This window comes from Leuconostoc carnosum, assembly GCF_014207505.1.
Taxonomy (GTDB): Bacteria; Bacillota; Bacilli; order Lactobacillales; family Lactobacillaceae; genus Leuconostoc; species Leuconostoc carnosum.
In genome coordinates this window covers 169,047-193,486 of record NZ_JACHGL010000005.1, presented here as the reverse complement: position 1 = coordinate 193,486, position 24,440 = coordinate 169,047, and the positions used below count along the sequence as shown (strand labels likewise).

General features: G+C 36.8%; 28 protein-coding genes, 2 tRNA genes and 1 other annotated feature. Of the genes, 24 read left to right on the top strand and 6 right to left on the bottom strand.

Features of this window, described 5'->3' with window-relative positions; genetic code table 11:
- Positions 1-5: 5 nt before the first annotated feature.
- From HNQ98_RS07040 to HNQ98_RS06995, 10 genes are all read left to right on the top strand, one after another.
- Positions 6-125, top strand: a complete 120-nt coding sequence (locus HNQ98_RS07040; protein WP_242451318.1) for a DNA methyltransferase — start codon at positions 6-8, stop codon at positions 123-125.
- Positions 126-420: 295 nt separating this feature from the next.
- Entirely contained in the window at positions 421-1,086 is a 666-nt protein-coding gene (locus HNQ98_RS07035; protein WP_135197339.1) for a DUF1643 domain-containing protein, read from the top strand.
- A gap of 53 nt (positions 1,087-1,139) precedes the next feature.
- On the top strand, positions 1,140-1,916 hold the full coding sequence (locus HNQ98_RS07030) for a terminase small subunit (RefSeq protein ID WP_135198105.1): 777 nt from the start codon (positions 1,140-1,142) through the stop codon (positions 1,914-1,916).
- Entirely contained in the window at positions 1,897-3,180 is a 1,284-nt protein-coding gene (locus HNQ98_RS07025; protein ID WP_135197340.1) for a PBSX family phage terminase large subunit, read from the top strand. Before HNQ98_RS07030 ends, HNQ98_RS07025 begins: the two co-directional genes overlap by 20 nt.
- Before the next feature lie 2 nt (positions 3,181-3,182).
- Entirely contained in the window at positions 3,183-4,583 is a 1,401-nt protein-coding gene (locus HNQ98_RS07020) for a phage portal protein (protein ID WP_135197341.1), read from the top strand.
- 3 nt (positions 4,584-4,586) lie between these two features.
- On the top strand, positions 4,587-5,906 hold the full coding sequence (locus tag HNQ98_RS07015; RefSeq protein ID WP_135197342.1) for a minor capsid protein: 1,320 nt from the start codon (positions 4,587-4,589) through the stop codon (positions 5,904-5,906).
- Positions 5,890-6,117 carry a hypothetical protein gene (locus HNQ98_RS07010; protein WP_135197343.1) on the top strand — a complete coding sequence of 76 codons (228 nt, stop codon included), beginning with the start codon at positions 5,890-5,892 and terminating at the stop codon, positions 6,115-6,117. The genes HNQ98_RS07015 and HNQ98_RS07010 overlap by 17 nt, the downstream gene beginning before the upstream one ends.
- 172 nt (positions 6,118-6,289) lie before the next feature.
- The gene (locus tag HNQ98_RS07005) at positions 6,290-6,868 is read left to right on the top strand and encodes a phage scaffolding protein (protein WP_019040235.1); all 579 of its coding nucleotides are present in this window, start codon (positions 6,290-6,292) and stop codon (positions 6,866-6,868) included.
- Positions 6,869-6,872: 4 nt separating this feature from the next.
- Complete coding sequence (locus HNQ98_RS07000) at positions 6,873-7,793, top strand: major capsid protein (protein ID WP_135197344.1); 921 nt, start codon at positions 6,873-6,875, stop codon at positions 7,791-7,793.
- Positions 7,794-8,691: 898 nt separating this feature from the next.
- On the top strand, positions 8,692-9,102 hold the full coding sequence (locus HNQ98_RS06995; RefSeq protein WP_172600965.1) for a pentapeptide repeat-containing protein: 411 nt from the start codon (positions 8,692-8,694) through the stop codon (positions 9,100-9,102).
- 478 nt (positions 9,103-9,580) lie between these two features.
- Here the strand turns inward: HNQ98_RS06995 and HNQ98_RS06990 are convergent, their stop codons facing one another.
- Positions 9,581-9,751, bottom strand: a complete 171-nt coding sequence (locus HNQ98_RS06990; RefSeq protein ID WP_019040266.1) for a hypothetical protein — start codon at positions 9,749-9,751, stop codon at positions 9,581-9,583.
- 145 nt (positions 9,752-9,896) lie between these two features.
- On the bottom strand, positions 9,897-10,562 hold the full coding sequence (locus tag HNQ98_RS06985; protein ID WP_135197346.1) for a DUF4767 domain-containing protein: 666 nt from the start codon (positions 10,560-10,562) through the stop codon (positions 9,897-9,899).
- Between the two features lie 327 nt (positions 10,563-10,889).
- Between HNQ98_RS06985 and HNQ98_RS06980 the strand changes: the two genes are divergently transcribed.
- Entirely contained in the window at positions 10,890-11,045 is a 156-nt protein-coding gene (locus HNQ98_RS06980; RefSeq protein ID WP_172600966.1) for a hypothetical protein, read from the top strand.
- A 334-nt stretch (positions 11,046-11,379) separates the two neighbouring features.
- On the opposite strand, the gene HNQ98_RS06975 is transcribed toward HNQ98_RS06980, so the two are convergent.
- Positions 11,380-11,453: transfer RNA gene (locus HNQ98_RS06975), tRNA-Arg, on the bottom strand.
- 117 nt (positions 11,454-11,570) lie between these two features.
- Here HNQ98_RS06975 and HNQ98_RS06970 point away from each other — a divergent pair.
- The 9 genes from HNQ98_RS06970 to HNQ98_RS06930 all read left to right on the top strand — a co-directional run bounded on the left by HNQ98_RS06970 (position 11,571) and on the right by HNQ98_RS06930 (position 17,800).
- Positions 11,571-12,089, top strand: coding sequence for a hypothetical protein (locus tag HNQ98_RS06970; protein ID WP_019040482.1), 519 nt, complete (start codon positions 11,571-11,573; stop codon positions 12,087-12,089).
- Positions 12,090-12,127: 38 nt separating this feature from the next.
- Entirely contained in the window at positions 12,128-12,709 is a 582-nt protein-coding gene (locus HNQ98_RS06965) for a TetR/AcrR family transcriptional regulator (protein WP_019040481.1), read from the top strand.
- A gap of 53 nt (positions 12,710-12,762) precedes the next feature.
- Positions 12,763-12,846 (top strand) — a sequence feature (ribosomal protein L21 leader region).
- A gap of 11 nt (positions 12,847-12,857) precedes the next feature.
- Positions 12,858-13,157, top strand: a complete 300-nt coding sequence (gene rplU, locus HNQ98_RS06960) for a 50S ribosomal protein L21 (protein WP_014974191.1) — start codon at positions 12,858-12,860, stop codon at positions 13,155-13,157.
- Positions 13,158-13,184: 27 nt separating this feature from the next.
- Positions 13,185-13,502: a 50S ribosomal protein L27 gene (gene rpmA, locus HNQ98_RS06955; protein ID WP_014974192.1), complete on the top strand. Its 318-nt coding sequence runs from the start codon at positions 13,185-13,187 to the stop codon at positions 13,500-13,502.
- Between the two features lie 130 nt (positions 13,503-13,632).
- Positions 13,633-14,727 (top strand): M24 family metallopeptidase, encoded by a 1,095-nt coding sequence (locus HNQ98_RS06950; protein ID WP_135197347.1) that lies wholly within the window; start codon positions 13,633-13,635, stop codon positions 14,725-14,727.
- Position 14,728: 1 nt separating this feature from the next.
- Positions 14,729-15,175, top strand: coding sequence for a hypothetical protein (locus tag HNQ98_RS06945; protein ID WP_019041598.1), 447 nt, complete (start codon positions 14,729-14,731; stop codon positions 15,173-15,175).
- 66 nt (positions 15,176-15,241) lie between these two features.
- Entirely contained in the window at positions 15,242-15,859 is a 618-nt protein-coding gene (locus tag HNQ98_RS06940; RefSeq protein ID WP_135197348.1) for a metallophosphoesterase family protein, read from the top strand.
- A gap of 41 nt (positions 15,860-15,900) precedes the next feature.
- Entirely contained in the window at positions 15,901-17,277 is a 1,377-nt protein-coding gene (locus tag HNQ98_RS06935) for a bifunctional metallophosphatase/5'-nucleotidase (RefSeq protein WP_135197349.1), read from the top strand.
- Between the two features lie 4 nt (positions 17,278-17,281).
- Entirely contained in the window at positions 17,282-17,800 is a 519-nt protein-coding gene (locus HNQ98_RS06930; RefSeq protein ID WP_135197350.1) for a YutD family protein, read from the top strand.
- A gap of 89 nt (positions 17,801-17,889) precedes the next feature.
- On the opposite strand, the gene HNQ98_RS06925 is transcribed toward HNQ98_RS06930, so the two are convergent.
- The 3 genes from HNQ98_RS06925 to HNQ98_RS06915 all read right to left on the bottom strand — a co-directional run bounded on the left by HNQ98_RS06925 (position 17,890) and on the right by HNQ98_RS06915 (position 20,312).
- Positions 17,890-17,961: transfer RNA gene (locus HNQ98_RS06925), tRNA-Glu, on the bottom strand.
- A 122-nt stretch (positions 17,962-18,083) separates the two neighbouring features.
- On the bottom strand, positions 18,084-19,124 hold the full coding sequence (locus tag HNQ98_RS06920; RefSeq protein ID WP_014974198.1) for a branched-chain amino acid aminotransferase: 1,041 nt from the start codon (positions 19,122-19,124) through the stop codon (positions 18,084-18,086).
- 54 nt (positions 19,125-19,178) lie between these two features.
- A complete protein-coding gene (locus HNQ98_RS06915; protein WP_135197352.1) occupies positions 19,179-20,312 on the bottom strand; it encodes a PTS sugar transporter subunit IIC in 1,134 nt (377 codons plus the stop codon).
- Positions 20,313-20,727: 415 nt separating this feature from the next.
- On the opposite strand from HNQ98_RS06915, the gene HNQ98_RS06910 reads away from it, so the two are divergent.
- From HNQ98_RS06910 to HNQ98_RS06895, 4 genes are all read left to right on the top strand, one after another.
- A complete protein-coding gene (locus HNQ98_RS06910; protein ID WP_135198106.1) occupies positions 20,728-21,669 on the top strand; it encodes an NAD(P)-dependent oxidoreductase in 942 nt (313 codons plus the stop codon).
- A 36-nt stretch (positions 21,670-21,705) separates the two neighbouring features.
- A complete protein-coding gene (locus HNQ98_RS06905) occupies positions 21,706-22,413 on the top strand; it encodes a glycerophosphodiester phosphodiesterase family protein (protein ID WP_135197354.1) in 708 nt (235 codons plus the stop codon).
- A gap of 112 nt (positions 22,414-22,525) precedes the next feature.
- Entirely contained in the window at positions 22,526-23,851 is a 1,326-nt protein-coding gene (locus tag HNQ98_RS06900) for a bifunctional folylpolyglutamate synthase/dihydrofolate synthase (protein ID WP_135197355.1), read from the top strand.
- The gene (locus tag HNQ98_RS06895) at positions 23,851-24,438 is read left to right on the top strand and encodes a non-canonical purine NTP pyrophosphatase (RefSeq protein WP_135197356.1); all 588 of its coding nucleotides are present in this window, start codon (positions 23,851-23,853) and stop codon (positions 24,436-24,438) included. The genes HNQ98_RS06900 and HNQ98_RS06895 overlap by 1 nt, the downstream gene beginning before the upstream one ends.
- Positions 24,439-24,440 lie beyond the last annotated feature (2 nt).

Genomic DNA, 24,440 nt, shown 5'->3' with positions numbered 1-24,440 from the left:
ATACAATGGGGTCTGGTAGCACTGGTGTTACTGCTGTGAATGTAGATCGAGATTTTATTGGGATTGAGTTGGATCCGAGATATTTTGAAATAGCAAAGCAACGTATTGATGAAGTTATGAATTAAGTAAAAAAACGCTCGTTCGTTGAATCTAACGGCGTTTTTTTAGTACATAAAATTAAAATAGAAAAGAAAGGAGTATCTACAGATCAATGTTTCTTCGCGTTGGTCTGTTTTGTTAGCAAAGAAAAAATGAGTGTTGAACGTCATGAAAAATCCAAAAATCAGTAAGTATCTGAAGTGATGGAGAACAGGTAGATAGATTATGTTAAGAACATGATATGGTTAAGGAGATAATAATTAAATCTTAAATAATGTATAAGTTCTCTAGTAGTATAATCAATGCTAGTGGAGGTTTATAATGGTTAAAATTGAAAAAAATTGGTACTTTGAGAAGCTAAAGACGAAGTTTAATTATGATTATACTGAAAGATATTATTTGACAGCAATAAATAAAAATACAGATGTTGAAGGAACACTTATAGCCTTTCTAATGAATCCCAGTCACGCTGGTCGTCACAAATTAGAAGAGAAATATGAATTTAGTTCTGAAGAAAGTGATGTAACTGTCAATTTGATATTAAGAACCATAGGAATAAAGTATAAAAATGTTGTTATAATTAATAGTTTTTCACATATTTGTTCAGTCTCAACTACAGTACAGGATAAGATAAACGAACTAAAGGAAGCTAAATGTAAAAAACAGAAATATAATAAATTAGATTGCCGTCTTAAAATTAATGAGGAAAGAATAAAAAAGTTCATTAAAACAAATTATAGTGAATATGATTTGTTTATAGGTACTGGACAATTAGCGCACGTAAATAGTTCTTATAGAAAAATTATGAGTTTTCTTACAAAGTATAATAAAGGTTTATCTACAGTGTTTCTTTCAAGTATAAATTCAAATAGATTTTCTGCCCATCCAAAACCTCTTAAGGCACCAATAGAAATGTGCGAATATGTGTTAAAACAAAATAGAAAAGCAAAAATTGAGGGTCCATATTATAAACCTAACATAAAATGATCAAGTCATAATTATTTTTCACTAAAACATTGAAAGGAGGTGCCGTAAATGACATGAAAAAGTATGAAGAAGCCGAGCAAGATTTTCAAGGTGGCATGAATTTGTCAGATATCTCTGATAAATATGGTGTATCAGTTAGCACGGTTAGATCATGGAAGTCGAGACATTGGCAAAACGATGTTGCAACAAAAACGCAACGCATTGCAAAAAATGCAACGTCAAAGCCAACTGAAAAAGCTATTCAAGAATTAAGTGAAAGTGATCTCACTGATAAGAGAAAAGCCTTTGTTCTCGAGTTTCTTCGTACATCTAACGCTACCCAGTCTTACATAAATGTTTACGGTGTTGACTATCAATCGGCAAAAACATTAGGTCACAGGTTGTTGACAAAGGTTGACATTCAAGAAGAAATAAAGCGTCTGCGTGCAGCTAAATTACAAGAGCTGAGCGTTGGCGCTTTTGATTTGATAGAAGACTTGGCAAAGGAAGCACGTGCTGATATAAGGGAGTACATAAGATTTGGTGAGTACGACGTGTTGCTAACGGATTCCGAGGGGGATGTTAGATTAGATACTAACGAAAATCCAATAGTTCGTCACGAATCGTGGGTTCAGATAAAAAGCCAAAATGAATTAGATACCTGGGCATTAAAGAAAGTATCTAAAGGTAAAGATGGATTGGTTGTGGAGTTGCATGATCGGAATAAGGCCCGGGACAGATTACTTGAAATGATGGGTGATTATGCCAAGGAAGATGTGACGGAAGACGGTTTAATCAACGCAATTAAGAACACTAACGTATTTGGAGAAAATGATGGCATCGAAACCTAAATTTAATGTCAGTTTTGACTTTAAACCATTTTCAATTAAACAAATGCAGGTGTTGTCTTGGTGGATGAGTGCAGCTTATCGTGATAAAGAAACAATTATTGCTGATGGGTCGGTTCGTGCTGGTAAAACGGTCGTGATGTCTTTAGGATATGTTATTTGGTCCATGTCAGAATTTAATGGCCATAACTTTGGCATGGCTGGTAAAACGATTGGATCACTGAGACGAAATGTTATCAGACCTTTGGTGTCAATGTTGAGTGCATCAGGTTACTCGGTTAAGGATAATCGTAGTGAGAACAGACTCGACATCACAAAGGGCAATACAACAAACTTTTACTTCCTATTTGGTGGTAAAGATGAAAGTTCGCAAGACTTGGTACAAGGTATCACGACTGCGGGCTTTTTCTTTGATGAAGTGGTGTTGATGCCACAGAGCTTTGTTAATCAGGCCACGGCTCGTGCCTCTGATACTGGTGCGAAGTTTTGGTTCAATGGTAACCCAGAAGGGCCATATCATTGGTTCAAGCAAGAATGGATAGACAATCTTGCCAAACATCACGCGATACGCATTCATTTTATGATGAAAGATAATCCATCATTGAGTTTGGCCACGCGTGAACGATATGAGCGCATGTATTCAGGTGTATTTTATCAGCGTTATATTCTTGGCCAATGGTCAGTCTCCGAGGGTGTCATTTATGACAACTTTGACCAGGACAGAATGGTAGTTGATTTGCCGGATAATATTTCTTTTGATGAAGAGTGGGTGTCAGCAGATTATGGTACACAGAATGCGACCGTATTTAAACGCTGGTCACGTTACAAAGGTATTTGGTACAACACTGATGAGTATTATTATTCAGGACGTGACACAGCTAAGCAGAAGACAGATAGCCAATTCCGTGAAGACCTAGAAGAGTTTTATGAGCGTAATCATTTAGAACGTAAGCATGTCAAAATGATTCTTGATCCCGCTGCTGCTAGTTTCAGGGCTGAACTTAGACAATGTGGTTTCCGAGTTGTTCCTGCTAGAAATGATGTGCTTAACGGTATAAGAGCTCAGATGTCAGCTATGAATGAGGGCAAGATTAAGTGGTCATCGAAAGCAGTCAACACATTCAAGGAAATCAACTCATATATTTGGGACAAGAAGGCAGCAGATAAGGGCGAAGATAAACCGGTAAAGGAACATGATCATGCGATGGATGCGGACAGATATTTTGTCTACACGGTATTAAGCACAAGGACAAAGATTGGTTGGTAATCATGGAATTAGAAGTAGCAAAAAAAGTATTTAAAAGCACTGATGATTTGCGGACACGATTGACTGCTAAATATGAGGAGTCAGTGCGTTATTACAATAATAAAAACGATATCACACGTGACAAAGGTGGCCAAGATACGCTTGACGCAAACGGTAAAAACGATGAACTTATTCGTAAGGCTGACAATCGTATCAGTAATGGTTATCATCGCATTCTGGTTGACCAAAAAGCACAATATGTCGGTGGTATTGTCCCAACTTTTGACGTTGAAGATGATGCATTAAATCAAAGGGCGCTTGAAGTATTGGGAGATAATTATGCACGTATTTTTAACAGATTAGTTGTTAATGCAGCTAATGCAGGCACAGCGTGGTTACATTATTGGACAGACAATGAGGGCGCATTTCACTTTGCAACGATTGACCCAGCGCAGATTACACCAATTTATGACAGTAGCTTGGAACAAAAGTTGTTGGCAGTACGTCGAACGTATGAATCACTCGACACAGAGACTGGGGACACTTATATCTACGATGAATACTGGACTGATAAGGAAGCGCAGTTTTTCAAACATCAACAAGGTTTAGGTTATGCAGCGCTCGAGTATGATTTTAGGGTGCCAGTGTTTGACATTACAACCGCATCACCTTTAGATAACAGCAATATTCTAAAGCATGACACAGGTGCGGTGCCATTCATTTCATTTATGAATAATCAAGATGGTACTTCGGATTTATCTCGTTACAAGGGGTTAATTGACGTATTCGACCGTGTGTATTCTGGATTTGTAAATGATGTTGATGATGTGCAACAAGTTATCCTGATATTAACAAATTATGGTGATGCCGGCAGTGCTGATGAATTCAAACAAAAACTAAAGCGCGATCAAGTGCTTAATTTAGAAAAATATGATGGCAATGACCAATCAGGTGTTGATAAGTTAACGATTGATATTCCAGTACAAGCTCGTGATGATTTATTAGACAGAACACGAGAAGCGATATTCTTGCATGGTCAAGGTGTTGACCCATCTCGTGTTGAAATGGGGACGAACAAAACAGGTGTGGCTTTGAAAATGATTTACACACTACTTGAACTGAAAGCAGCTGCACTTGAGAGTGAGTTTCGCCCAGGTGTTTCTGAGTTGGTACGTGCGGTCTTACGTTATTTGAACGATGGTCAGTCAGAGAAGCGGCGCATCACACAAAAATGGACACGAGCAGCCGTAAAAGATGACACAGAACAAGCAGATATTGTTGCAAAGTTAGCTAATGTAACCAGTGATGAAGCCATTGCAAAAAGTAATCCACTTGTTGATGATTGGCAAGATGAGTTGGAATTAAGACAAAATCAAACAGACACTTACGATAATCAAGCAGCACGTACTGACATCGAGGATTAATAAATGAATAGTGCGGACTACTGGCGTAAGCGCGCTTTGAAAATTAAAAATGCAGCATTAAATCAAGGTGAACAATATGAGTTTGATATGGCAAAACGATTGGCCAATGCTTCGCTTGAGGTTGAAAATGTTATCAAAAAATGGGCCAATAAGTACGCTGATGAAGACGGCACAATTAATGCTGATGAGGCGCAGAAAATATTGCGTGGTGTTGAAAATCATCAATGGCAGAATACGTTAGATGAATGGGAACACAAAGCGCGTGCAGGTGGCTATGATGATGAGTTAAACTTTGAATATTATCGTAGCCGAGTTAGTCGTTTACAAGTTTTAGATGCACAAATTAAGAACATTTTAGCTGGTTATGCTAAACCAGAACAGCTTAAGATGCTTGGTATGTTAACTAACACATTTGAAGATACTTATTACCGTACGGTGTTCAATACACAATCTCAAAATAGTTCGTTCACATCTGATTTTGCTCACTTTGATGCTGAACAATTACAAAATGTGATTAGCAAGCCATGGTTTGGTGATGATTTTAGTCACCGTGTCTGGGGGAATATGACTGAGGTATTACCAAATGCCTTACAAGACACTATCAGTCGTGGTATTGCCTTGGGTTATAGTCCGGACCGGTTGATAAAAGACACAAGTTTGACGTTTAGGAACTTTAAAAAGTACCAAGTTCACAGATTAATCACAACGGAGGTTGCACATGCAACTGAAGCGGCAACAGCAAGTGCTTATACCGAATCGGGTATTGAAAAATATGAGTATTTGGCAACGTTAGAGACACATACGTGTGATACTTGTCGACATCTAGATGGTAAAGTATTTGATTTGAAAGAGCGGTCAGAGGGCGTCAATTATCCAGTCATGCATGCGCATTGTCGTTGCACCACAGCACCTTGGTACGAAGAATTAGCAGATGAAACGTCGACACGCTGGTCACGTAATCCTGAAACTGGCAAAGGTGAACAAGTACCAAGTCAGACATTTGATGAGTGGTTTGCCTATCAGCAGGCTATTTCAAAAAATGGTATTATTGGTGTAGCAACAAAAGATGGCGTTGAAATATCTGGCGTATCTAGGCATGTAACAGAACGGATGGCTCAACGAGCAGTTGATGTCTATAGTATTAAGCAGGCACTGACTGATCCATTGCATGTTTATCCAGATAAAGTAAATGGTAGTGGCCAAGTTGGGCGTAAATATTTAGGCCAACAAGCAACAGTTGTAATTAATCCAGCTACTGGTAATGTTGTCACCACATATAAAACACAAGAAAGGTATGCTAAAAAATATGCAAAAGATAAATGACTATCTAACTGAAGATGAAGTTGTTACTTTGAAGCGCAATTTCGGCATTGTGTTTGAAGCTGTGATGACTGATGAAGCATTTGATCAAGAGTTTGATAAAATGATTGAAATCGAGACTGCTGAGGTTCAAACGAATGACTCGGCTACCAATAAAAAACTTACTAAGATAGCAGATTTTATTACAAAAATAACTACTTCTGAAAAGTGGTAAATACTAATGCAATCACGAGAGTGGTTGCTTTTTGTTTGCACAAAAATTATTCTCACTAACCAATGATATGAGATGACTTACCTAACACGACCTGAATATGTCGCTAAACTGTTCATTTTCATACCTAACTCATGGCAGGGCGGACTGCCGCAACAACCGCGGGAGGTAAAGTATGAACACAGAAGATTTGAAATCGTTAGGTCTTGATGATGAGCAAGTCAAAGGTGTGATGGCGTTAAAAGGTGAATTAATCAAGCAAGAAAATGCAAAGCTTGATACCGTAACTGCCGAGCGTGACAGCTTAAATGAACAGATGACACAACGCGACAAGGATATTAAGGACTTGAAGAAGGGCGCAGGAGACAATGAAGAATTGTCAACGCGATTGTCAGATTTGCAAAACAAGTATGACACCGATACGCAATCACTTAATGAAAAGTTGGCAGCAACGAAACTTGACAGCGCATTGAGTGATGCATTGTCAAAGACAAAGGCACGTGATCCACAAGATTTGAAAGCATTCCTAGATATGGAAGCAATCAAAATGACTGATGACGGTGAATTGGCTGGACTTAACGATCAAATTTCAAAGTTACAAGATAGTAAGGGGTATTTGTTTGACGGTGGATCGCAACAAGGATATAATCCGGCAGGCGGGGGAACACCAAAGCAACCAGGTAATCTTACTGAAGCAATGAAAACAGAGGGCTTCAATTTAACGAAGTACCTAGAACAATCACAAGGAGAATAAGTAAATGCCTAACGCTAATACAAAAATTATCGACGTAGTAACGCCAGAAGTATTTAATCAATACATGGAGCAATATTCAACAGAAAATTCTGCACTTATCCAATCAGGGGTAGCGGTAGCAGATGCACGTGTTGCTGCAAATATTCAAGCAGGTGGGACACTAGTTCATATGCCTTACTGGAATGATTTATCTGGAGAAGATGAGGTGCTTTCTGATAGTGACTCATTGTCAACTGATAAAATCGTAGCTGGGCAAGATATTGCAGCCGTCATGTATCGTGGACGCGGTTGGTCTGTTAATGAATTGGCAGCAGTAATGTCAGGTTCGGACCCAATGGGATCATTGATGAACAAGATTGGTTCATATTGGATTCGCCAAGAACAAAAAGTATTGACATCCACATTGGCTGGTTTATTTGGAACTAACGGCGCACTGACTACTGGGGAAACAGACCATTTGAATGCAACATCAGCTTCTATTGATGCAGCTGCAGTGTTAGACACAAAACAATTGTTAGGGGATGCTGCTGATAAGTTATCATTGTTGGTCATGCATTCAGCTGTTTACACAGATTTGCAAAAGCAAAACTTGATACAATTCATTCCAGCATCACAGTCACAAGTACAAATTCCAACCTATCTTGGCTACCGTGTCATTGTTGATGATGCATTAGTGCCGACTGATGGTTTATACAACACATATTTGTTGGCTTCTGGTTCATTTGGACGTACATCAGGTACACCATCACAAATGACAACGTTTGAAAAGGATCGTGATGCAGCAGCTGGTAACGATCGGGTCTTCACTCGCCGTGCATTCACGATGCATCCATACGGCGTGAAAGCAACATGGGGTAAGATTGATGGTAAGGCGTTTGAATTGCATAAATCAAATTCTAACTACGCTTATCGTGTGGCATTTTAGTATGACAATGCAATTGTGTTCTAGAATATTTTGGAACAAGATTTACAAATTAAATAGACAAACCACCTGTTAATTAAAATAGATGGCTTTGTATTATTTATTATGAATGGTCAACATTCAATGAACTTCAAGTTTAAATATACACAAAAAAGCCCAACTGAATTAAATTCCGGTTGGGCTTTTTTAGTATATATTAAAGAATAAAATATTATAAGTGAATAAGGATGTATTTTATTGATACTATACATTATTAAACATAGGTTATGTATTGGAACAATATTAATCTGAGATATGCTGTTATCAAGTTTATTATTTTATGAAAACTAAAGTCTCTGATTTTTGCATAAAACTGTCTGGTTATTTTTCTTTTGTAGTATAATAGGTACAAATTTGTAGTTTAAGAGGTTAAAACATCCTTTTTAAAGGGAAATCCCTTGTTCAAGTCCGGGCAAACTTATGCACCTGTTTGATTAAATAAACGAATGTATAAGTTTGCCCGGACTTTTAAAAGAGGTTTTTTGGCGCAATCCATAATTAACTATACAAATACATGAAAAAATTATTAATTATTATTTTTACAAGTATTGCTATTATTTGGTTTTAATATCTATTGTATATTATATTTCAAAACTGGCTTGCCTTCAATAGCAGAAAACTGTATTAGTTCAGTAATTGATCTAATAATTTTAACCGGATTATTTACACTGACGCCATATGTTGTTCAAAATGATTTAGAGAAAAAATTAGTTCTTAAATTAGAGGTATCAAGGTATGTAACCGGTGAAACTAGTTATCGAAATCATTTATTTCTAGAATTAGTTCTATCTAAATTTAAAAAGATTTCATTGCGTGAACAGGATTAAGTAATATTAATCTTTCTTTTAGAGGTAGAGACCGCGTGGTATTAAAAAAATGGAATTTGAGCAACAGTACATTTATCGAAAGTGAGTTCAAGAATATAACATTTATAAATTGTAAATTGGAAAGTATTAGTTTAAATGGCGCTGAATTAACAAATGTACATTTTAAAAATAGCTTTTGCAGAGGAACAGTTTTTAAAAAAGTTAAATTTGATAAATATAATTTATTTGGAGTTAAATTTGAAAATGCAGACTTAAAAAGTAATAATTTTACAAGTTGTCACAACGTTAATAATGCTGAATTTACAAAAGCAAATTTAGAAAGAGCGTTATTTTCCTTGGACGTTAATGACGAATTTTTAGGGGCAGCAAATTCATTAAAATCTATAAATTTTAGCGAAAAAATAAGAATTTGGGATTTGAAATTAAGCAACGTCGAAAAAAACTAAAAGAAAAGTATCCAGAAAAATATATTTAGTATTGAAGATGAACCTCGTGACTAATTTGCCAACACCTGAAAAAATGGACTAACCACGTATTAAGTTGCGTGGCTTTTTATGCTTAAAAATAAATACATAAATTGGGGACATTTTGGGTACTTGCCACTAATACACAGTTAATATTAATTAATAAAAGTACTGTCATATCAATGATTGAACAATACATAACAGTTTTAAATAACTAATTTTTCGCTTTACAAGAGTATGAACCAAAGTTTATGGCCAAGGGTCAACCTATTTATAAGATAAAGGCTCACTTCTAGAGCAACAAGGGTTACAGGGTATTATATAAACAAAAAAACACTACTAAATTTTAGTAGTGTTTTTATTATTTTAGGATAAAAAATAATTGATTTATCCCGTACTTATTTTTAAAAATGGGGGACGCGTTACTCTGGTGTTGAGTTATCAACGAACTCGGCTAATGTTAACTGTAAAAAGGGAACCAAAAATAGCACCACAGAATAATGATTGCTACCTGAATAATGACACCAATCACACCACCAATGATCATATATTTATTATGTAATATCAGTCCAATAATTAAAATAGACATCATTAGAACAGAAAAAGTAAACAACAATGTTAATGGTCCCATAATAATCTCCTAAAACTTGTTGCTTTAGTTCTAGCACCAATAGTGTATCTCAAACAAAAAACTTAAACGTTTGATACTTTATGACTATTATAGCATTAACAAAAAAATCTATCATACCAAGGAGAAGGCAAATGATAGATTATTTTTAATAATTAAAGATATCAGTGAAACCATTTTGAAGATCAGTATTTTTTGTTTCAGAGAAATATAGATCATCGCCATTTGTTGTCTGTGAGACATAAACTATCGGCTGGTTATTTTCTATAACAAAGAAATATAGTGCTAAGTTAAAATTATCATTTGATATTTTTCCAGAAGCAATTGCCACGAGCTTGTGGGTTGCATGACCTGAACCATCTGGAGACCATGTAACATCAGTCGTAATATCATTGAATTTAATATGGCCATTCAAGCGCCCATTGGTTATGCTTGTTGGAAATTTGAGGCCATAGTAATTTGGTTGTTGACCATTGTAAGTTCCGACGAATGATTGATTCATACGAGATTGCCATTCTGTCATAAACAATGACAGTTCGTGTTGCTTGCTAGATGACCAGCCAATTTTTGAACTATTATCGCTTGGAAATTTGGGTTCATCAGTAGCACTACTGCTCGATGAATTATTATTACGCGATGAACTACTATTTGAAGACAGAGCACTTTGTGAACGAGTAGAGTGGATCTTTTTAGAAGTATTTTTGCTGTTGGCGCCTAATCTTGGCTTAACTGGCTGATTTATTTTATAGATAATACCAATAATAACTATTATAGACACTATGGTAATGATGGTATTTTTGTTAATGAATTTCATGGTGATCTTTCCTTTGTGGTGTATGAATGTTGCTTTTACATTTGTAACCCTTGCCTTGTTATTATAATGTATCTAATAGGGGATAGTCTAGCCGTCCATTTTTGAATGTTTTTATGCAAAAGATATTTTATGATTATTTCAGCTGATTATTAGCTTAGTTCAGAGTCATACTTGAGAGACGTGAATTGAACTCACGCGATACACGATATACAAGTAGGGAATACCAGTAAAGTATAGCACTTACATGTTATTAAAATATTAGAAAGGGCCGGCCCCATAATAAATATAGGTGACAACCTGAAAATCAAAGAAGGAAACGCACAGATAATGTTTGATTCAAGAACGATAGCCGTTGACCTAGAAATGTCACGTGTTGCTGCAAGTAGCAATAGTTCAGTTCGTGGGACTGAGTTAATAGGTATCTGTTCGTATCCACCAGTACGGCACGCTGAGGGCTGGTATGGATTATTTCACATAAGTTGATTTTACTTTTGGCAAGATTAGTGATATAATGTATTAGTTAACCCAGTGATTTTACAATCGCCATACTTCTTTTATCTAAATTGAAGTATATTCCAGGGGCTGACGTACATAGTAGTTGTCAGCTAATAGTTTACAATTACAGCACCTTAACGGGTGCTTTTTTATTACATAAAAATAAGTGCTCTGAGTTCCCGTAGCTGGGGTAAATTCACTTGTTGGGTCGTTTTACATTAATTTTTAGCTAATTTAAGGAATTATTGCGCTACTAATATTGATAAAACAATGTTTACAAACAAAAAACGTTCCACCAACAAAGTTGATAAAACGGTTAAAATGCGTTGAGGGGGAGTCGAACCCTCGACCTGCCGGGTAGAAACCGGCTGCTCTATCCAGCTGAGCTACCAACGCAATACTCTATCTATATTATCATATATTTTGTGAATATTAAAGATCCAAACTGCATGTTTTTAAAATTCAGGATTCATAGTATACTAGACATATGGAAAGTATGGAGAAATTTAAAATATGAGAAAAGCTTTTATTGCTTTAGGTGTCGTGATTATCGCACTGCTCGCGGCGTTTGCCACTTTTAATCAACAACCAAAATATGCAGGCGTATCAATGCCAAAAACAGATTATTGTCATTTAGAAGATTCACGTCAAGACATTAATGAGTTGATTACTGCACTAAGGGATTTTGATTATACAAAACCGAAAACGATGGTAACGATTGAAAAAGCGAGTGACACTATTGTGAAAAATAACAGTAGCAATTTAAGTGGACCTGATGCGCAATCTTTACGTGAAGCTTTGTATGGTCGCCAAGGGATCGTCACAATCGTGCAGGCGGCTAAAAAAGGGCACTACAATATCGATGGTAGTGTTGCCTCGCGTTTTCATAACGGCTTTAATACGATTATCACCATGTCAGTTAACGCAATTAACAAAAGTTCAGCACAACGCGCAGATATTGTTACTCAAATGAAAACTGACCTAAATATCGAGTCAGCAATTTATAAGATCGGTGCCAAAAATGAAGAATAGGTATGAATCTGTGTCTATTCGTAAATCTTGAGGGAATTATGGCTGAAAAAGAAGATGCACGTGTTATTCGGACAAGGAAAATAATAGAAGAAACGACAATTATATTATTGACTACACAAACGGATTTTTCAATTACTGATTTGTTGAAACGTGCCAATGTAACGCGCGGTACATTTTATAAATATTATAGGAACAAAGATCACTTAATTTCTGAAGTTAATAACGTGTTATTGTTAGAGTTTACACAGTATATTCATGGCAAATTTAATTTAGTCAAGATGATTCAAGCCGTTAGTGAAAGAGCAGCATTTTATAATGCTGTTTTGAACTTAAATAAGGATAAAGATTATTTTGCGGCCCTGATGTCACGTATGAGAACACAAATGCAAGCACAATTATCAACATTGGATGATGAAAAAGTACGACGTCGTCAGACATTTCAATGGGAAATCGTGACTGGTGGTTTTTGGGCATTAATTGCTAAATGGTTGCTAGAAGACATGAACTTACCACAGCCTGACTTACTTTCTGATTTGATTGAGATTTTACGTATCAATACGAGCGGATGGACACAAACAGGATTAAGTTTATTTGATTTTGAATTATCTGATAGTAAATGAAATTTGCTGTCTTGACGGGATAATAAAGTTTTGGTATAATTTAAAGGTTGTTAGCATAGCTACAACCACTCAGAACAGGTTGAAGCACGAGTCAGACTAGAGCTGGCCCGCCTGGGATGGTGAGTCTAAGTATAAGGAGAATTCAATAATGGCATATGCAGTTATTGTAACAGGCGGTAAGCAGTATAAAGTCGCTGAAGGTGATACAATTTTCGTTGAAAAGTTGGATGCAGCTGAAGGCGAAAAAGTAACTTTTGACCAAGTTGTTTTGATTGACGGTAAGGTGGGAACACCTTTCGTTGAAGGCGCTAAGGTTTCAGGTACTATTGAAAAGCAAGGTAAGCAAAAGAAGGTTATTACTTTTAAGTATAAAGCCAAGAAGAATATGCATACCAAGCAAGGACATCGCCAACCATATACACGCGTGAAGATTGATTCAATCGCGTAATCACTACTTGTAAAGGAGAATAGACTTATGTTGATGAATCAAGAAAACTTACAAATGTTCGCTCACCACAAAGGTGGCGGATCTTCAGCCAACGGTCGTGACTCAGCTGGTCGTCGTTTAGGAACTAAGGTTGCTGATGGACAAGATTTGACAGCGGGTTCAATCATTTATCGCCAACGTGGTACACATATTTATCCAGGTGTAAACGTGAAAAAGGGTGGAGATGACACTTTGTTTGCTTTAACAGACGGTGTTGTTAGATTTGAACGTAAAGGTCGCGAAAAGCGTCAAGTATCTGTTTACACACGTGAACAGTATAACGAAATTTTGGCTGCTGCAAAGTAATCAAAATTAAAAGCCAGAACAATTGTTTCTGGCTTTTTTGTTGTATTTAAATTAATAGTAACGAGCTAATAGCTCATAAATAGGTGTGCTATAATGAAGATACTGATTTATTTAAAAGGACTAATGGTATATGACTGATTATTTTAAAATACGAATAGTAAAATTACAAAAGTTGTTAAAAAAAATGGATCTGGATGCTTTGATTGTTTATAATGGTGTCAACATGAAATATCTGACCGGTTTTGACGGTGGAACTGGTGATGGACTGGTTCTAGTGACTTTAGATAATGCACGTTTAATCACTGATTCACGGTATGAAGAAGATTACAAAGATCGACTACCAGAAGGCGTTGATTTTAAAATAACACGTTCTTATTATGAAGAGGCCATCGCTACAGTAACAGAATTTCATATTAAAAAATTGGCTTTTGAAGCTGACTTGCCATACAATATTTATGATTATATTGACGACTTATTGCCAGCTGATATTGAATTTGACGCATTACCTTCAGCTATTGAAGCTTTGCGAGAGGTGAAAGATGAGTCAGAATTAGTTGCATTACGTGAAGCGGCCGCAGTTTCTACTAAGGCTTTCAATGAATTAATACCTCTTATTCAACCAGGTATGACCGAACGACAAGTGGCCAATGAACTGGATCGTTTGCAAAAAAAATATGGTGCTGAAAAGGCATCGTTTGATACAATTGTTGCATCCGGATCTCGTTCGGCTTTGCCACATGGTGAAGCAACTGACAAAGTTATTGAGAATGGAGAATTAGTAACCATTGATTTTGGCTACTATGTTGATGGCTATACATCAGATGTTACACGTACCATTGCTGTCGGTCCAATTAGTGACGAACTCAAGGCCATATATCATGTTGTTTTGCAAGCAAATGAAAATGCTATTGAAACCGTGAAACCTGGTATTTCTGGCAGCGAAATTGATCGTGTTGCGCGAGATTATATTACAGAGCACGGTTATGGTGAGGCTTATAATCATTCGACAGGTCATGGTGTTGGACTTGATATACATGAAGGTCCAGCATTAAGTGCACATTCAAGCGACGAGTTGCAAGTGGGACATTTATTAACGATTGAACCAGGGATTTACTTAGCTGGTAAAGGTGGTGTCCGTATTGAAGATGATGTCATTGTAACAGATAGTGGTTATGAGAATTTAACCACAGGCATCAGTAAAGACTTGATAATAATTGAGGGCTAATATGGGGCAAGCACGACTAGATTTTTTAGTATTTTATCGCGGTAACTTAGCTAGCGGATTTAACTATGTGTATGTTAAGCGCCATGAAGGGCACGCTTTTTGGCAAAAGGATGATAAAAGTCAACAAGCTAAAGATATTTTAGATACTCATTTTGATTTTTATAACCCCCACTTCAATGAACAGGGTGAACCGTTTAATTGGCGGTATCGTGACGAATGGGTTGATATGACAAAAGTGTGGGATCATTTTGCTGAGGAGTCATTGGCGTTTATTAATACATGGATGTCTGAATATCGTGGTCCGTCTCATGATGATCCTAGCTTGAATGATGAATGGGGCGTTCGGTTTAAAATTCCAGGACAAACAGAAAAAATTATCTGGGGTCTAAATGCCTTTCCGGCAAATTTATCTGACTTTATTGACTTTTTGTATGGCTTTGGTAAATGAGACGCGGCATTTTGCAGCGTCTTTTGCTATTTTAGGTGTAGAATGGTATTAATAGAGAGGTATTATATGAATTTTTATACGTCGGATACACATTTCTATCATGAATCATTATTAAATAGTCCAGTGTTTTCACCACGTTCTCAATTTATAACTTCCGAAGAGATGAATGAGAAAATTATTGAAAGTTGGAACAATAAGGTTAAACAAACCGATACAGTTTATCATTTGGGTGATATTAGCTTGGCATTTACTAAGCCATCTCACTTGATTATGACGAAGACGTTAGAAATATTAAATCGATTAAATGGTAATTTGGTTATCATAAAGGGTAATCATGATAATATGTCATTATTGAAATTTCTCATGGCTAATAATTATGCCACTGTTAATGGCGAGCTTAAATTTACGATTCATGAAGTGGGAACACGTATTAAATTCAATCATTATGAAGTTTTTTTGACACACTATCCATTGATGTTTGGCATAACAAAGAACAAAATCAATTTACATGGGCATATACATAATTATAGTGTTCATCAAAAGGAAAATATTAATGTTGGTATTGATTCACCAGAAATTGATTATCTGCCATCTGGTAGTGTTAGTTTTGGTGCACCCTTGAGTGAGTCAGAAATCATTCATATTATTCAGGCTAAAAGAACTGATTATTTACAGCGAGTTTAGATATTAACTACAATTATGGCATGAACTAGGAGAGGTATTAAATGGTATCGGAGACAATACATTTATTACATACAAATGATATTCATTCACATTTGGGGAATTGGCCGCGACTCTTACGTTTTTTAAACACTAAGCAGGCAAAATATTCAGAGAGTTTTACTTTTGATATTGGCGATGCGATTGATCGCTTACACCCGTTAACTGACGCCACAATGGGCCGAGGTAATGTTGAACTCATGAATGCAGCTCACTATACGGCCGTTACTATCGGCAATAACGAAGGTTTGGTATTGTCTCATGAAGCCATGAATCATTTATATGATCAAGCTAACTTCGATGTATTATTAGCTAATTTAAAAGAATTACCTAATAAAAATCAACCAAAATGGGCGAATGAATATAAAATATTAACAACAAAACACGGAACCAAAATTGGTGTTTTTGCATTAACTGCGCCTTATCAACTGACTTATCCGTCGCTTGGTTGGCAGCCTTATTCAGTTGATAATACGATTGATCGATTGCTACCAAAATTACGGGCAGAATCAGATATTGTGGTATTGCTTTCCCATTTAGGATTGCCAACGGACCAACATATTGGTGAGAAATATGATATTGATGTCGTTATTGGTGCGCACACGCATCATTTACTGGATCATGGTAAAATGGTTAATGGGACATTACTTGCAGCCGCTGGTCGATATGGTGAGCATGCCGGGGATATTACACTGACAGTATCTAATAATCATCAGATTATAAAAAAATCGGCCGTGACCACACCAACCTATGAAATGGCTGAAGAGGATGAGGATTATCACCTCATTCGTGGTTGGTTACAAACTGGGAAGAAATTATTAGAATCTCATAAAGTTGCCAAAATTCCGCGTGATATTACATCTGATGAGCAGACCTATGATGCATTACGTGCTTTAAAAAAATACTTTGATGTGCCAGCTGCAATGGTATCCACAGGTATGTTTGTAGACAATTTACCATATGGGGAACTGACGCAGTATGAATTACTTGAAAGCATGCCGCATGCTATTAATCCTATGTTAATGACACTAACTGGGGCCGAGATAGTTGAATTATTAAATGAAATAACATCTCAGCAACAATGGTTGTCAACTCTGGACATGAAAGGGAGTGGCTTCCGAGGGAAGACATTTGGTTATCTGAGATTCGATGGGGTTGATCGTCAACGTAATGGTGAAATCTTATATCAAGGGCATCAGATAGAATTGACCGGTAGATATCAGATTGCAACATTGGACCATTATAAATGGGTGCCTTTTTTTCCAGTTATTCAGTCCGCACCAATCCAAATTAAATTAAATATTTTGCTACGTGAACTCATGGCAAAGTATTATCAAGACAAATACAGTCGCCAACCGGGCGATTTTTACGAGAAGAGGTGAACATATGGATCATGAAACATTGAAAGAACGGACAATATTACAACAAGAAGAGCGAAAAAAAGCCTATCAAGTCATTGTGCAAGATAATGAGGTGGAAATTGATAAACTAACATTAATATTAGTTGAAAATTTCAAATCAGCTTTTGATGCGGATAAGTTAGCTATTCGTTATACACCATTGTTAGCACAATATGATTTTCTTGTCGGTGATATTTCAGCAGGTCAGCTACGATTAAAGGGCTTTTATAATAATAGCAAAACAAATGTCAAACAAGATCAGATTGATGCATTGCAAGATTATTTATATGAATATGTTAACTTTGGTGCACCATACTTTGTTTTAGAAAATATAAATCCGCGTAAAGTTGAAAAAGAAAAGCCATCAAGAAATAAACGTCGGTCTCGTGATAAAAATAGACGTGACACAGCTAATCATCATCCTAAACCAAAAGCAACACGCAAAACAGTTGTGTCTAATAAAAAACAACCAGCTAAAAGAGTATTTACAATTAAACAAAAATAGAAGCAATAAGAGACTTATACGCCTTGCTTCTATTTTTGTTTGGATTTAAGAACAACATAAAAAGCCGCAACCGAAGTTGCGACTTGATATAGCTCGTGAGAGAATCGAACTCTCGATTCCGCCGTGAAAGGGCAGCGTCTTAGCCACTTGACCAACGAGCCATGGTCAGTGATGTCCGATATCTCTATCAGACAACTATATAAGTATAGCAAAAAAAATTAAATGCGTCAATAAGCAAAATAAAAAAGCTACTTTAATGCAAGTAACTTTTTTATTTTGCTTATTAGTTAAGTGGAACGTCTACAGCCCAGCCTTCGGGACCTTTTTCATCACCATATTGGATAGCTGTCAAACGATCATATAGCTTTTGAGTCCATGGACCAACTTCTGTTTCTGAATAGAAAACATGCTTATTGCCATTGTGTGTGATAGAACCAACAGGAGAAATCACAGCTGCGGTACCCATTGCACCAGCTTCAGCAAACTGATCCAAGTCATTGATTGAAATCGTTGTTTCTTCAGCTTGTAGTCCTAGTTCCTTAGCAACCTCCAGCAATGAATATTTTGTTACTGATGGCAAAATTGAAGGTGACTTTGGTGTTAGGAAGCGGCCATCTTTTGTGATACCAAAGAAATTAGCTGAACCCAATTCTTCAATATTTTCATGTAAACGTGGATCAAGGTAAACGACATCTGAGTAACCAGCTGCATGTGCTTGATTACCAGCCATCATTGAAGCGCCATAGTTTCCGCCAGCCTTAGCAGCACCGGTACCACCATGGGCAGCGCGATCAAAGTGATTTGTTACATAAGCTGTTGGTGTTAAGCCACCTTTGTAGTAGGCACCAACTGGTGTTGCGTAAACCTCAAAGACATATTCATCAGCTGGGTGAACACCAACCACGGGACCATCTCCAAATTCAAATGGGCGAAGATATAAAGTTGCGCCTGTGCCATATGGTGGGACAAAGTCTTTGTTGGCCTTTGTAACTTCTTTCAAAGCACGTAGGAATAATTCTTCAGGAACTGGTGCCATCATTAGACGGTCAGCTGAGTTTTGGAAACGTTGTGCATTACGATCTGGGCGGAAAATATTAGCGCCACCATCTTTACGACGATAAACTTTCAAACCTTCAAAAATGTTTTGACCGTAATGAAGACCTGTTGCGGCTTCGTTAACTGGCAGATTTGAGTCAGTTTCAAGACCACCTTCACTCCACTTACCATCTTTGTAGTAAGCACGGAAGCGATAAGGCAAGTCGTGATACTCAAAACCAAGTTCTGACCAATTAAAATCTGAGGGTTCTGCTTTTTTCTGTGACATAGTCAATCTTCTTTCTTATAAAAATATAATAATACTATAACGCTTAATTTGAATTTAAACAACATCTAAATGCAAATCGTTTGTCTTTGTCTTACCAGACTTTTTAAGTAGGTAATAAAAAACCAAACTGCTGATAGTAGGAACAACAATACCAAAGATAGCAACCAGTAATAAACCACGAGGGTTAGTGGCAGCCAATGCCAAGGGGGCAATGAAGCCATTTAATCCAAGGCCGGCAATAGCAAAAGGTACTTTTAAATTAAAGACACCAACTGCAAACATAGCTGAAACGCCTGCAATCATTGCAGGACCAAGGAACAATAAGGGACTTTTTAATAAGTTTGTGAATTGGACTTTTGGTGTGACAATTGTTTGAGCAAAATTAGCACCCAAATTATTTTGTGTCCAGCCCATCGCAGTATAAACGACAAATCCAGCAGTTGTACCGATTAACGCAGCACCACCAGACAAAGGATCAAGCATAACGGCGATCGCAAGAGCTGCTGACGAAGCGGGTGTCATCAGGAACATAAACCAAACAGTAGAAACAACGAATGCACCAAGCAATGGGTTAACCTGCATTGTTGAAGCCAAATTTTCAGATACCCAATTTAGAAATGGTGTTGTCACTGCGGCAGCACCGAGTCCAAAAAATGTACCAGCAAGCACAGCACCAAGTGGCACAAGCATCATGTCCAACGGTGTTTTGCCGGTTAGCCAATTACCGACTAAAACTGCCATTAGCGCAGCCAGAACAGCGGAAATAGGTTGACCAGAGGTCATAACTAGTGACCCGGCAGCTTGATCAGCCACCCAACCAGTAGCAGTGTGGGCTGCTGGTGAAGCAGTTGTTGTAAAATACACTGCGTTTGATCCAACTGTTGCAGAAATTAATGCAGCACCAGTCGTTAAGATATTGGCACGCATCATAATGGCAATTCCAACGCCAAGTCCTGGAGCTAACATTTTTTGACCCATGAGGCCTGCTTGAACAAGTGGCGTGAAATTAAATAAATTACCAATTGATGACATTAGGAGTCCCATGCCAAGAACCGCGAGAATGATATTAGAAATACCAGTCGAAACATCAAACACGACGTCACGTGTAGAACGTGGTGGATTTTTTTGGTCGATCAAGGTTTTTTCGTTTTCGGCCTTTTTTGGCGCATTTGTTGCAGCTGCATTCATAATTGAATCCTCCGTTTTTTGGTGTATGTGAGTGATGAGATATCAGTCGCATACGTGCTTGTATTTTAAAGAAAAAAGAAAAAAGGCGCTAGATACTACTAGCGCCTTTTAAGATATTGAGAAGTTCAACATCTTCACGCCAGTTGAGAGTACTTCTCAACTGGCAACCAAAAGTAGACCAGCGAGAAGTCAGATAATAATGACGACGCTGATCGTAATGAGGTTTGTGAAGTTGTATGAGCTTGACATATGCATTAGTTTCTTTTTCCTTTGAGTTAATGTTTAAATTATGGCATAACTATAATTAAATGTCAACGTTTTAATTATAAACTCATTTATTAAATTTTTTTTACATTAATAGTGCTATTAATCCAAAAGTTTAATATAATTAAAGAAAATAGATTGGAGATTAGTGATGTTACTTCTAGCAGTCAAAGTTTTAAATACTGAAAATCGCAATTTTTTAGCAAAATATGGCATTGAAGTGGTGACGCCTGATACGATTAAGGCAAGTCAAATTTCAGAAATTGTAATTAGTTATGGTTGGGACAATGCTATTGGTGAAGAGATATTAACGAATCCATCATCTAAACTCAAGTGGATTCAAGCACAGTCTGCTGGTGTAGATTACTTACCATTAGCGCAACTCAAAGCACGGGATATCACTGTTACAAATGCTAGTGGTTTGAAGGCGCTGCCTATTGCGCAGACAGTTTTGAGTTATATTTTATACTTTGCTCGTGGGTTGCACATGTATGCAACGCGAACACATTGGGAGCCATTCACTGATCAATATCTTGTCAGTGAATTACCAGTATTAGTTTTTGGCACTGGTAGAATTGGACAACAAATTGCTAAATTAATTAAAAGTTTTGGTGGTACTGTTTATGGTGTGAACCGAACGGGTCACCAAGTGCCAAATTTTGATCGAGTTTATGCTATGACAGATTACCAAGAAGGCTTAGCTAAGGCAGATATCGTGGTAGATGGCTTACCAGGTACGACAGAAACTGACAATTTCTTTGATGAACGTTTTTTTGAACAAATGAACCAACTTTTTTTGTTTATTAATATTGGCCGTGGAACAACATTGAATCAGTCAGCATTGCTATCGGCAATTGATGACTCGCGCGTTAAGTACGCTGCACTAGACGTGACGACACCAGAACCATTGCCAAAAAATCATCCATTATTTGAACGATCACAAATCTTATTAACACAGCATACAAGTTGGGGTGAGAACGCGCAAACTGGACGTGCAGGTGGACTATTTACATTTCTCGAAAAGAATGTGCCTTCATTTGTAACCGAGGGTACATTTGTACAAAATGTTGTTGATCTCGATAGAGGTTATTAGTTCATGAAATTTAAAAAATAGAAACGGGATAGAATTATGATAAAAATTGCACATCGTGGTATTTCAGCACAGGCACCAGAAAATACACGTGCAGCTTTTAATAAAATGTTACCTTTAGGTGTCTCATGGCTTGAAACAGATATTGATATATCTTCAGATAATCAGTTGATTTTAATTCATGATAATCAAGTTGATCGGACATCGGATAGTGAGGGTGAGGTTAATCATAAATCATTCTCAGAATTACAAAAAATAGATTTTGGTGGCTGGTTTGGGACTGATTTTGTCGGAGAACACATTGTTACACTGGACTGGTTAATTGATTTTATTAATGCTAATCAGTTAAATGTGAATTTTGAATTAAAAACAGCAGTGACTGAAGACAATCAACAATACTACTTAAAACGTGTGGTATCAGCTTTAAATCGAGTGAATTCTGGTAGTGACATGATTGTATCAAGTTTCAACCTTGAATTACTGGAAAAATATCATCAATTAATGCCGCAAGTAGCAATTGGTGTTTTAATTGAGGGACCATTGCCTGATAATATTTTAATATTAGCTCAAAAAATTGATGCTAAATACATTCATCCAGATGTGACATATTTAACACAAAATCAAGTTAGTTATTTAGTGGAGAATCAATTAGCAGTTAATGTCTGGACTGTTGATGATGATTTGATGGCAATAGAATTAGAAAAATGGGGCGTTAATGCGATATTTACTGATTTTCCTGAAACATGATAATCTGTGCTTACAAAAGAAAATTATCAGTAGGGTCTATTGATAGTTGATTTTTTGTTTAGTAATAAACTTATGATAAAATAAATGGCAGAAAACTTTTCGGAGAATGACAGTGGATAAACAACTAGATAAACATGAAGCTAAGATTCAGGCACGTTATAAAAAAGTGATTAAAAATTTAGACAATACATGGCGTTTACTAGATGATACACGTGTGCCTAAGTTGCAGCAGATTTTGAGTTGGTTAGGTCATCCTGATCAAAAATTAAAGATTATTCACATTAGTGGTACGAATGGAAAAAGTTCTACTGGTACTATGACAGGGGCTGTTTTAAAAGCAAATAATTATTCATATGGTCATTTCTCAAGCCCTTTTATTTTGACAGATCGTGAACAGATTCGTATTAATGGTGTCATGATAACACGGGCTGATTTTTTAAATTATTATGACAAAGTCACTGCTTGTCTTGCTAAATATGATAAAAAAACTAATTATTTATCTTATTTTGAGTACTTTACAATTATTTCTCTTTTATATTTTGTTGATCAACAAGTTGACTTTGTCATATTTGAAGCAGGTTTGGGTGGTTTGCGCGATGCAACCAATGCCATTGAGTCACCGATGTTGACTGTATTTACTAAAATCAGTATGGATCACCAAAATATACTCGGGCGTAATGTTACTGAAATAGCAGAAAATAAGTCAGCTCTCATTAAACCAGGCACTTGGGTCATTGATTATGCTGGACAAAATTTAACAGCAAGCAAAGTTTTGAAGGCACGTACTTCGGCAGTAGGGGCACGTTGGTTTGAACATGAAAAAGATAGTATTATTATCGTCAGTACGACACCTAAAGGGTTAGATTTGATCATAAATGGGACACCAGGATATTTTTTGAGTATGCCGGGTGCTTTTCAAGTTCATAATTTTAGTATTGTTTTGCAAATTATGGATGCACTGACTGAAAAGGGCTATACGTTTGATCAGGAAAAAACACGTGAAGGTCTCGCAAAAGTTAAAATGTTAGGTCGTATGAATTATCATGAGGACACAAATATTTTATTTGATGCGGCGCATAATGTTGATGGCATTGAAGGATTAGTTGCGGCGTTAAATGCTTGGCATTTGAAAATCAAGCCGACTTTGGTTTTAGGTGTTTTAAAAGATAAAGATTACCACGGTATGCTAGATGCTATCATACCCGTTGTCCAACGCGTGATTACCGTTACGCCAAGTAATAAGACACGGGCACTATCTGCTGATGAACTGGCAGCAGAGATTATTACACTTTATCCATCTGTTGATGTTGAAATAGCCAATGATGCCTCTGCGGCCATCTCTTTGGCGATGCGTGTTCGTGAATCATCGCAGGCTTTAATTGTCGTCACAGGCTCATTTTACACATTAAGTGCGATACAAAAGGAAGGACGGATTTGATGCGCTTCATATTAGCTTCAAACAATTCTGCTAAAACTAAAGAGATTCAAATTTTAGCGACACAGATGGGTCATGAAATCATCAATTATCGTGAGTTATTGGGTGAAAAGCTGTCTTTTCCTCAAGAAACAACGACGTCACAAACGCAAAATGCAACAACAAAAGCAGCATTTATCCATGAATTTTTGCCTAATGAGATAATTTTGGCTGATGATACAGCGCTCTATTTAAAAGCTTTTCCGCAAAGATTTGGTGTAGTAACCGCACGTGAGTTTGTAGAGAAAGGTATTATTGGCACTGAAGCAGAGCAACAATATATTCTGAATCTTTATCAAAATAATGTGGATCGTGCAGGATACTTATTGGCAGTTATGGCATTTGTCACACCAGATGGACAAACATTTTTAGCTAAAGGTCAAGGCGGCATACGTGTTGCTGATAGTATTCGCCGTGGACAATGGTTAGATGGTTTAGATAATATTATGGAAGCTGAAAATGGTAAAACACTATCAGAAATGACTTTGGCTGAAGTCATCCAATATCATGACCGTTCACGTGCGCTACAAACATTAATTAACAAAATATGATA

Bases quoted from the DNA above. Each gene is read 5' to 3' on its own strand.
- HNQ98_RS07005 (WP_019040235.1), top strand. From the start codon at position 6,290: ATGAACACAGAAGATTTGAAATCGTTAGGTCTTGATGATGAGCAAGTC.
- HNQ98_RS07035 (WP_135197339.1), top strand. From the start codon at position 421: ATGGTTAAAATTGAAAAAAATTGGTACTTTGAGAAGCTAAAGACGAAG.
- HNQ98_RS06965 (WP_019040481.1), top strand. From the start codon at position 12,128: ATGGCTGAAAAAGAAGATGCACGTGTTATTCGGACAAGGAAAATAATA.
- HNQ98_RS06895 (WP_135197356.1), top strand. From the start codon at position 23,851: ATGCGCTTCATATTAGCTTCAAACAATTCTGCTAAAACTAAAGAGATT.
- HNQ98_RS07015 (WP_135197342.1), top strand. From the start codon at position 4,587: ATGAATAGTGCGGACTACTGGCGTAAGCGCGCTTTGAAAATTAAAAAT.
- HNQ98_RS06920 (WP_014974198.1), bottom strand. From the start codon at position 19,124: ATGTCACAGAAAAAAGCAGAACCCTCAGATTTTAATTGGTCAGAACTT.
- HNQ98_RS06915 (WP_135197352.1), bottom strand. From the start codon at position 20,312: ATGAATGCAGCTGCAACAAATGCGCCAAAAAAGGCCGAAAACGAAAAA.
- HNQ98_RS06950 (WP_135197347.1), top strand. From the start codon at position 13,633: ATGACTGATTATTTTAAAATACGAATAGTAAAATTACAAAAGTTGTTA.
- rplU (WP_014974191.1), top strand. From the start codon at position 12,858: ATGGCATATGCAGTTATTGTAACAGGCGGTAAGCAGTATAAAGTCGCT.
- HNQ98_RS06940 (WP_135197348.1), top strand. From the start codon at position 15,242: ATGAATTTTTATACGTCGGATACACATTTCTATCATGAATCATTATTA.
- HNQ98_RS07010 (WP_135197343.1), top strand. From the start codon at position 5,890: ATGCAAAAGATAAATGACTATCTAACTGAAGATGAAGTTGTTACTTTG.
- HNQ98_RS06980 (WP_172600966.1), top strand. From the start codon at position 10,890: ATGTTTGATTCAAGAACGATAGCCGTTGACCTAGAAATGTCACGTGTT.
- HNQ98_RS06905 (WP_135197354.1), top strand. From the start codon at position 21,706: ATGATAAAAATTGCACATCGTGGTATTTCAGCACAGGCACCAGAAAAT.
- HNQ98_RS06990 (WP_019040266.1), bottom strand. From the start codon at position 9,751: ATGGGACCATTAACATTGTTGTTTACTTTTTCTGTTCTAATGATGTCT.
- HNQ98_RS07000 (WP_135197344.1), top strand. From the start codon at position 6,873: ATGCCTAACGCTAATACAAAAATTATCGACGTAGTAACGCCAGAAGTA.
- HNQ98_RS06970 (WP_019040482.1), top strand. From the start codon at position 11,571: ATGAGAAAAGCTTTTATTGCTTTAGGTGTCGTGATTATCGCACTGCTC.
- HNQ98_RS06930 (WP_135197350.1), top strand. From the start codon at position 17,282: ATGGATCATGAAACATTGAAAGAACGGACAATATTACAACAAGAAGAG.
- HNQ98_RS07030 (WP_135198105.1), top strand. From the start codon at position 1,140: ATGAAAAAGTATGAAGAAGCCGAGCAAGATTTTCAAGGTGGCATGAAT.
- HNQ98_RS06935 (WP_135197349.1), top strand. From the start codon at position 15,901: ATGGTATCGGAGACAATACATTTATTACATACAAATGATATTCATTCA.
- HNQ98_RS07020 (WP_135197341.1), top strand. From the start codon at position 3,183: ATGGAATTAGAAGTAGCAAAAAAAGTATTTAAAAGCACTGATGATTTG.
- HNQ98_RS07040 (WP_242451318.1), top strand. From the start codon at position 6: ATGGGGTCTGGTAGCACTGGTGTTACTGCTGTGAATGTAGATCGAGAT.
- HNQ98_RS06910 (WP_135198106.1), top strand. From the start codon at position 20,728: ATGTTACTTCTAGCAGTCAAAGTTTTAAATACTGAAAATCGCAATTTT.
- HNQ98_RS06985 (WP_135197346.1), bottom strand. From the start codon at position 10,562: ATGAAATTCATTAACAAAAATACCATCATTACCATAGTGTCTATAATA.
- HNQ98_RS06945 (WP_019041598.1), top strand. From the start codon at position 14,729: ATGGGGCAAGCACGACTAGATTTTTTAGTATTTTATCGCGGTAACTTA.
- HNQ98_RS07025 (WP_135197340.1), top strand. From the start codon at position 1,897: ATGATGGCATCGAAACCTAAATTTAATGTCAGTTTTGACTTTAAACCA.
- rpmA (WP_014974192.1), top strand. From the start codon at position 13,185: ATGTTGATGAATCAAGAAAACTTACAAATGTTCGCTCACCACAAAGGT.